Source organism: Nocardia tenerifensis NBRC 101015, from assembly GCF_000308715.1.
Taxonomy (GTDB): Bacteria; Actinomycetota; Actinomycetes; order Mycobacteriales; family Mycobacteriaceae; genus Nocardia; species Nocardia tenerifensis.
The window spans coordinates 1-7,312 of record NZ_BAGH01000122.1 but is presented as its reverse complement, the minus strand read 5'-3'; the positions used below and the strand labels follow the sequence as shown (position 1 = coordinate 7,312).

General features: G+C 69.2%; 9 protein-coding genes. 2 read left to right on the top strand and 7 right to left on the bottom strand.

Features of this window, described 5'->3' with window-relative positions:
• Nucleotides 1–152 precede the first annotated feature (152 nt).
• Nucleotides 153–716 (top strand): NUDIX hydrolase, encoded by a 564-nt coding sequence (locus ON39_RS10390; protein WP_040733240.1) that lies wholly within the window; start codon nt 153–155, stop codon nt 714–716.
• Between the two features lie 13 nt (nt 717–729).
• Here ON39_RS10390 and ON39_RS10385 read toward each other — a convergent pair whose 3' ends face one another.
• From ON39_RS10385 to ON39_RS50495, 4 genes are read right to left on the bottom strand one after another with little or no spacing between them, the layout of a single operon-like run.
• Complete coding sequence (locus ON39_RS10385; RefSeq protein WP_040733239.1) at nt 730–1,245, bottom strand: hypothetical protein; 516 nt, start codon at nt 1,243–1,245, stop codon at nt 730–732.
• Nucleotides 1,245–2,291: a YihY/virulence factor BrkB family protein gene (locus ON39_RS10380; RefSeq protein ID WP_051186485.1), complete on the bottom strand. Its 1,047-nt coding sequence runs from the start codon at nt 2,289–2,291 to the stop codon at nt 1,245–1,247. Before ON39_RS10380 ends, ON39_RS10385 begins: the two co-directional genes overlap by 1 nt.
• A 59-nt stretch (nt 2,292–2,350) precedes the next feature.
• Entirely contained in the window at nt 2,351–2,839 is a 489-nt protein-coding gene (locus ON39_RS10375) for a GNAT family N-acetyltransferase (RefSeq protein ID WP_051186484.1), read from the bottom strand.
• Nucleotides 2,840–2,899: 60 nt separating this feature from the next.
• Nucleotides 2,900–3,136 carry a hypothetical protein gene (locus ON39_RS50495; RefSeq protein ID WP_255219253.1) on the bottom strand — a complete coding sequence of 79 codons (237 nt, stop codon included), beginning with the start codon at nt 3,134–3,136 and terminating at the stop codon, nt 2,900–2,902.
• Between the two features lie 299 nt (nt 3,137–3,435).
• Here ON39_RS50495 and ON39_RS10365 point away from each other — a divergent pair, with 299 nt between their 5' ends.
• Complete coding sequence (locus ON39_RS10365; protein ID WP_040733238.1) at nt 3,436–4,269, top strand: helix-turn-helix domain-containing protein; 834 nt, start codon at nt 3,436–3,438, stop codon at nt 4,267–4,269.
• On the opposite strand, the gene ON39_RS10360 is transcribed toward ON39_RS10365, so the two are convergent.
• The 3 genes from ON39_RS10360 to ON39_RS10350 form a co-directional block, all read right to left on the bottom strand.
• Nucleotides 4,266–4,970 carry a S1 family peptidase gene (locus ON39_RS10360; RefSeq protein ID WP_040733237.1) on the bottom strand — a complete coding sequence of 235 codons (705 nt, stop codon included), beginning with the start codon at nt 4,968–4,970 and terminating at the stop codon, nt 4,266–4,268. The two genes, ON39_RS10365 and ON39_RS10360, sit on opposite strands and share 4 nt — an antisense overlap.
• A gap of 319 nt (nt 4,971–5,289) precedes the next feature.
• On the bottom strand, nt 5,290–6,423 hold the full coding sequence (locus ON39_RS10355; protein WP_040733236.1) for a bifunctional RNase H/acid phosphatase: 1,134 nt from the start codon (nt 6,421–6,423) through the stop codon (nt 5,290–5,292).
• A gap of 25 nt (nt 6,424–6,448) precedes the next feature.
• Nucleotides 6,449–7,186 carry a zinc ribbon domain-containing protein gene (locus tag ON39_RS10350; protein WP_040733243.1) on the bottom strand — a complete coding sequence of 246 codons (738 nt, stop codon included), beginning with the start codon at nt 7,184–7,186 and terminating at the stop codon, nt 6,449–6,451.
• Nucleotides 7,187–7,312 lie beyond the last annotated feature (126 nt).

Here is a 7,312-nt window from a genome sequence, read left to right as displayed (position 1 = left end):
ACACTGTCCTGCGGGGCGGGACAACCCTGGGCTAGCGATCCAACACAGATAGCGTGGTCAGACGACAGATAGAGCGGTCAGCCACAGCGGGCATTCGCACCTGGCCGAGAGCCGACGGTTCCTGTCGGTGGCCGGCGCTACAGTCCCCCGTTATGAATTCCGCGACTCGTGCCGTAGCTGAGATCGTCAGCGGGATCGCGCCATTCGACGCGCTCGAACAGCAGCACGTCGCGGAGTCGCTGACGTGGCTGGCGGCCACCGACGATGTGTTCCGCCGCGTCAAGCCGGCCACACCGCCGCGGCACCTCGTCAGCTATGTCGTCATGGTCGATCCCGAGGCGCGGGCCGTACTGCTCGGCCACCATCGCCTCGCCGAATTGTGGCTGCCGACAGGTGGACACGTGGATCCCGGCGAGCACCCGCTCGAGACGGCTCGACGTGAGACGGCCGAGGAGGTCGGCGTCTCAGCGGATTTCACCGTCACGGGCACCGATCCCTTGTTCCTCACGATCACCGCGACCAACGGTCCGGACAGTCATGAAGACGTCAGCCTCTGGTACGTCATCCGGGGCGACCACACCCGGCGCTACGCCCTGGATGCTCGCGAGTTCAGCTCCGAACGCTGGTGTGGCATAGATGGATTCGGCATCGCTAACACCGATCCCCACTTCCGCCGCTTCCTCGCCAAGCTGAACATCACGCTCGCGCGTTCCTAACCTTCCTCTCGGTTCAGCGGCGGCGCAGCACCCGCCAGGTGACGAGCGCGCCGAGCATGGCGGCCACGGCGGCGGGGATGGGGCGTCGGCGCACCTCGTCGACGAACGAAATACCTTGTGCGGCAACGGCGGCGGGCGCGACGCGATCGGCGGCTGTCTTGGCCCGCTCCGTCGCCTCGTCGGTCCGCTGAATCGCTTGCTGGATCGCCTCGGCCGCCTTTTCCTTTGCCGCCTCGGTCTTTTCCCGCGCAGCTGGTTCGTCGGCGCCTGGCGCGACGGCTGGCTCATCGGCGGCGGACGCGGCGGCCGGTTCCTCGGCGCGTGGTTCCTGGGCCGCGGGCGCGGCGGGCGGTTCCTCGGCGGCCTTCGCCTCCGCCCGCCGCGCCACGTCGGCGGCCTTCTCTTCGGCGATCCGGCGCACCTCCGCGGTCTTCTCCTCGGCGCGACGTTCGGCCTCCGCGGCCTTCGCCCGAGCGGCGTCTGCCTCCTCGTGGAACATGTCGCGTTCCGGAACTGCGTCCTCGCTCATTATTTCCTCCTGTCCGCTGCGGCGTTGTTCGCTGAACCGCCGGCCTCATCGTGCTCAGCACTGTGTTTCTCGGCGTCCTCGTCGGACATGGCGCGGGTGTCGCGTGGCGGCAGAAAGGGTTCCTCGTCGGGCGGCAACCCCTGTTCGATGCGGCGCCCGCGCGCGAGTTCGGCATCGAACTCCGCGCCGAGCAGCACCGCGACGTTGGAGATCCACAGCCAGACCAGGAACACCGCGACGCCGCCGAGCGAGCCGTACACCTTGTTGTAGGAGCCGAAATTGGCGACATACACGGCGAATCCGGCCGACGCGGCGATCCACAGCAGCACGGCGAGCACGCTGCCCGGACTGAGCCAGCGGAAGCCGGGCTGCTGTGCGTTCGGCGCGGCCCAGTAGAGCAGGGCGAACAACAAACTGACCAAAATCGCGAGCACCGGCCATTTCGCGATGTCCCACACCAGGACTCCCGCCGAGCCGACGCCGAGCCAGCGCCCGAGCCGTTCGGCGATCGAACCCGTGGCCACCACCCCGAGCGCGAGCACCGCGAGCAGCACCACCATTGCCGCGGTCAAGCCGATGCGCACCGGGACGGTCTTCCAGATCGGCCTGCCCTCCTCGGTGTCGTAGATGGCGTTGGCGGCCCGCATGAAAGCCGCGATGTAGCCCGAGGCCGTCCACAGCGCGCTGCCGAGACCGATGAGGGCGAGCGGCCCTGCGATCTGTCGCGAGCCTTGCAGCTGTTTGATGGCGTCGACGAGCAGCGCGGTGCCGCTCCCCGGGCCGATGTCCTGAATGGTGTCGATGAGCGACTGCGTGGCCGACGGCCCGAGCGCCCCGAGTATCGCGGTGAGCACGATGAGCCCGGGAAAGATCGACAGCACGCTGTAATAGGTAAGCGCCGCAGCCCAATCCGAGAGATTGTCGTCCAGGAACTCGGTCACGGTCCGCCGCAGCACACCCCACCACGACCGCCAGTGCAGCACCGACGGCCCCGTCGACCAATCCACCAGACGGTGTACCCGCCGCGCCACGGCCTTCTCCGGCATGCCGTCACCTCCCGATCGGGGAGCGGATACCCGGGGCCTGCGCAGGCAAACTCGACGCGCTAAAGCTTGTGCACCATCTCGTATTCCACTCGGGGATCGCCCGGCCGGACGAACCCGGTCACCCCGGTCCGCACGAATCCGTTACGCAGATACAGCCGTTCGGCCACCACGTTGCCCTCGGCGAACTCCAGCCAGACGGTGGTGTGCCCGCCCGCGGCGGCCCAGTCGAGCACCGCGCGCACGAGCAGATCCGCGACCCCGGTCCCCCGCGCCTCCGGCGCCACCCACATCGAAATCAGATGCACCCCACCGCGTTCCGGATCGATCATGCCCGCGACGGTACCCAGTTCGACGCCGTCGGCACTGGCCAGGAACTGCGTCCGATCCGCGAGCGCCGCCCGCCAATCCCGCTCGGTGCGCGCCTGCGCCTCCGCCAGCGTCGACCCGAAGAACTGCGGGCTGTCCGTCAGCGTCCGCAACCGCACCCGCCGGAACACTTCCCATTCGTCGGCGGTCAACACCCGGATGTCGATCGTGGATAGATTCACCGAAGTGTTCTACTTGCCGAGCGGCTGCCTGCGCAAACAGTTTTGTGCGTCGGCCCCCGCTCAATATCCCGCCCGGCGCAAACCGATGAACTCGAGCGCGGCGAAGACCGCGACCACCGCGGCCCCGATGCACAGGAATGCGATGCCGAGTCCGGTCAGACCGACCACCTCCGTGAACGCCAGGACCACCATAGCGACGGCCGACAACGCGTTCACCGCGACGACGGCGCACGCGTGACGAAAGGGCATCTCGGGCGCACCGGCGATGAGCAGCAGCGCGAGCGCCCCGCCCAGCATCGCAACGCCGAACGGGATCGACCAGGCCGGTGGGCAGGCCCAGCGGGTCGCGCAGGGCGACCGCGCCGGCCAGCATGACGACGCCGAACGCGCCGGTGCTCCATCCGTCCACGCGCAGCACGGTGCGCAGGAAGTCGGTGCTCAGCCTCGGCTGGGTGGCCAAGAAGGTGCTCATGTGCTGCTCCTGTCGGTCGAGTCGGGCGTCGGCGCCCGGAACCCACCTTGCCGAGGTGAGGTGAGCGTCTCAATGACCTCGGAGGTCATGGCCGCGCGGCGCGTTCGGTGATTAGCCTGCTCAGGTGGCACAACCGCAACCGGAGACGCGTTCCAGGGTCGGCGTGCTGCTGCGCGAGTGGCGGCAGCGGCGCAGGCTCAGCCAGCTCGACCTGGCACTGTCGGCGGACACCTCCGCCCGGCACCTGTCCTATGTGGAGACCGGCCGGTCGAGGCCGAGCCGGACGATGGTCCTGCGCCTGTGCGAGGCGCTCGAAGTCCCGCTGCGCGACCGCAATACGCTGCTGCTCGCCGCCGACTACGCGCCCGCCTACCGGGAGAGCAGCCTCGACGACGTCAGCCTGACCTCGGTGCGCACCGCGCTGACGACGATGCTGACCGCGCACGAGCCGTACCCGGCGGTCGTCGTCGACCGGCTGTGGAACGTCGTCACCGGCAATGCGGCGATGAGCGTGCTGATGCACGGGGTGCCCGACCATCTGCTGCTGCCGCAACCGAACGTGTATCGTCTCGTGCTGCATCCCGAGGGGCTGGCCGGGCGGCTGGTCAATCTGGGTCAGGTCCGAGAGTTGTTCCTGGAGCGGCTCGCTCGGCAGGTCGGCGCGAGCGGCGATGCGCGGCTGAGCGCGCTGTACGACGAGGTGAGCCGTTATCCACGGCTGCCCGATCCGCCGGACGAGCCGAGAGTCGATGCGGCGCAACCTAGTCCGTTCGAGGTGCCGATTCGCGTCCGCACGCCCGCGGGCGAGCTGTCCATGTTCAGCACGATGGCGACCTTCGGCGCGCCCGCCGACGTCACCCTGTCGGAGCTGGCGATCGAGTTGTTCTATCCCCTGGACGAATTCACCGCGACCGCGCTGCGTGCGATGGCGGCCGCGGTGAACCCGTCGTCGGCCTAAATAGGCTGGAATCCGGCGCCGACACCGCCCTGGGCGTTGATCGCGGCGAGGATCACCACGATCGGCTGGAAGAAGGCCGGCGAGTGCACGGGATTGCCCGCCGTCGTGCACGGCACGTTGAAGCCGATCGGCCCGATGCCGGTGAGCCGGCCCTGGTTCATGCCGACCAGCCGATCGCCGACCATCACCGGACCGCCGGAATCGCCCGGCTGCGAGCAGTATTGGTTGATGCTCGTGCCGTCGAGCTCACCCCACACGACGCCGCAGTCGGTGCCGGTGGTGCGGCCGCTCGAGCACACGGTGGTGCCGGCGCCCGGCGCGTCGCCGACACCCGCGATGGTGGTCGGGCCGACGGTGCGCACGGGGTTGATCCGCTCCGGATTCAGTTCCAGGACAGCGTAGTCCAGGCCCTTGCCGTCATCGGAGAACGCGACGGTGCCGAGCACCCCTGCCTCCGGCAGGCGTTCGGCGATCACCCGGGCACCGGTGGGCGCGCAGTGCCCCGCGGTGATGCCGACGAGCCGGCCGGCAGCGTCGTGACCGATCGTGGTCAGCGAGCACACCGAGTTGTTCTCGAAGGCGACGCCGGAGCCGCCGCCCAGCTCCGCGATCGGCCGCGCGGACGCGGTACCGGCGGCCGCGACCACCACCGACGCCATGGCCGCCGTCACCAGCGCCATGGACCTGAATTTCCTTGTCACTTCTCTCCTATTCGAAAAAGCGAGCACAGCAGGAACTCCGTGCTCACCAGGACCGGGGAGGGAACCGCCCCCGACACACACTGTGCGGTCGCCGTTTCGGCAAGCGAAACGCCTGCGCTGGGGACTCGCCGGGCGAGCGCCCACTGAAAAGCATTCGCGCGAACCGGCTTCCATCCTCCCCGCTCGTAGCCGCGGCCGATCCGCCTGGCCCACGAGACTCAAATGTTATACGCCGTCGGCGACTCCACCGCGAATCCTGACGCGTCGGGATGGACAGCCGCGACGAACACGGTGGCGCAGTGCGGGATTCGCCCGTCCGCTACAGGTACGACGTGTCGTTCACCAGCCGCACGGACGACCCGCCGTCCGGATAGAACTCCGCGATCGACAGCGACGCCAGATCCAGATGCAGCCGGTACAGCAGTGCGGGCCCGACGCCGAGCGCCAACTGCAGCAGCGTCTTGATCGGCGTCACATGGCTGACCACGACGAGGTTCGCGCCCGGGTACAGCCCGATCAGGTCGCGACGAACCGCGTCCACCCGCTCGCGCACCTGGTCGAAGCTCTCCCCGCCCGGCGCGGGCAGCGAGGGATCGCCGAGCCAGCGGCCGTGCAGATCCGGATCACGCTCGGCCGCCTCGCGGAAGCTCAAGCCCTCCCACTCGCCGAAGTCCGTCTCGATGAGCCCGTCCGAGACCGTGAGCGGGGCGCCGAGCGCGGCCGCCGCGGCCTCGGCGGTGTCGCGCGCCCGGCTCAGCGGCGAGGTTAGCACCGCGGAGATACCGCCTTTGGCGGCAAGCATTTTCGCGGCGCGCGCGGCCTGCTCGCGGCCCAGCTCGGTGAGCGGTGGATTGCCGCGTCCCGAATAGCGGCGCTGCACAGACAGTTCGGTCTGACCGTGCCGCAGCAGGAGCAGCCGGGTCGGGCGGCCGGTGGCGCCGGTCCAGCCCGGCGCGGGCTGCGCGGCGACGGCCGAGACCACCGGATCCTCCACCACCGAGGGCTTTTCGGCCTCGCGGGCGTTACGCACCTCGTTGACCAGGCCGCCGTCGTCCATCGCCTCGTTCGCGAGGCGGTCGGCATAGGAGTTCTCCGCACGCGGAATCCAGGTGAAGCTCACCCGTTCGAAACCCGCGACCAGCCGGCGAGCGCGGTCGGCGAGCGGAACCATGGCCGCATGCTTGACCTTCCAGCGGCCGGACATCTGCTCGACCACCAGCTTGGAATCCATTCGCACCGAGACGATCTCGGCGCCGAGCTCGGCGGCGGCCTCCAAACCGGCTATAAGACCGCGGTATTCGGCGACATTGTTCGTCGCGACTCCGATGTACTCGCGGCGCTCAGCGAGCACCCGCACATGGTCGGCGGCGTAGACGACGGAGCCGTACCCGGCGGGGCCGGGATTGCCGCGCGAACCACCGTCGGCCTCGACGATCACCTCGCGTTCGGTCACCGCAGGGCCGGCCTCGTCCGAGCGGTCACAGCCCCGATTCCTTGGTGCGCACGAGGATCGCGCCGCACTCCGGGCATCGCACGACCACGTCGGGAGCGGTCTTGGCGATCCTGGCGATTTCGCCGCGGTCCAGCTCGATCCGGCACGCGCCGCAGCGACGAGCCTGCAGCAGCGCCGCGCCGACGCCGTGCTGGGTGCGCTGACGGTCGTAGATGGCCATCAAATCGTCCGGGAACAGCGAGATCAGCTGAGACCGATCGGCCTCGCAGCGGCCCTGCGCCACCTCAAGATCCGCGAGGGCCTCGTCGCGCTGGGTCTTGGCGTCGGCCAGCTCCTGCTCGGTCTTGTCCAGCCGGGCGCCCGCGTGCTGATAGTCGTCGGCGGAGGCCTCGCGCTTCTCCATCACCTCGAGCAGTTCGTCCTCGAGCACCGAGCGCCTGCGCTCCAGGCTGCCGAGTTCGTGCTGGATCTCCGAAAGCTGTTTGGCGTTCACCGTTCCGGCGGTCAACATGCCCTTGTCGCGGTCCTCGCGCTTGCGGACCGCGTCGACCTCGCCCTCGAGCTTGCGGATGTCGCGGTCGAGGTCGTCGAGCATGATCTGCACCGCGACGGCGGCGTCCTTGTGCGCGTTGCGCTCGGTCTCCAGCCGGGCCACCTCCTGCTGTTCGGGCAGCACGGTGCGGCGGTGCGCGATCCGCGTCAGCTCGGCGTCGACAGCGGCGAGCTGAAGCAGCTTGGCCTGGATCGGTGGTTCGACATTCAACGCGGACAAACTCCTGGACGCTATGGACGGGTGATGTTCAACCGTACCCCGCCAACCCTCCCCCGCCGACCGACGCCGCACCAATCGGTGTGGGTGAGGATGTGAGCTCGTCGTGGGTGGGTTGCT

What these genes read in the sequence shown, in the direction of transcription:
- ON39_RS10390 (WP_040733240.1), top strand. Translation starts at nt 153, where the DNA reads ATGAATTCCGCGACTCGTGCCGTAGCTGAGATCGTCAGCGGGATCGCG.
- ON39_RS10385 (WP_040733239.1), bottom strand. Translation starts at nt 1,245, where the DNA reads ATGAGCGAGGACGCAGTTCCGGAACGCGACATGTTCCACGAGGAGGCA.
- ON39_RS10380 (WP_051186485.1), bottom strand. Translation starts at nt 2,291, where the DNA reads ATGCCGGAGAAGGCCGTGGCGCGGCGGGTACACCGTCTGGTGGATTGG.
- ON39_RS50495 (WP_255219253.1), bottom strand. Translation starts at nt 3,136, where the DNA reads ATGCTGGGCGGGGCGCTCGCGCTGCTGCTCATCGCCGGTGCGCCCGAG.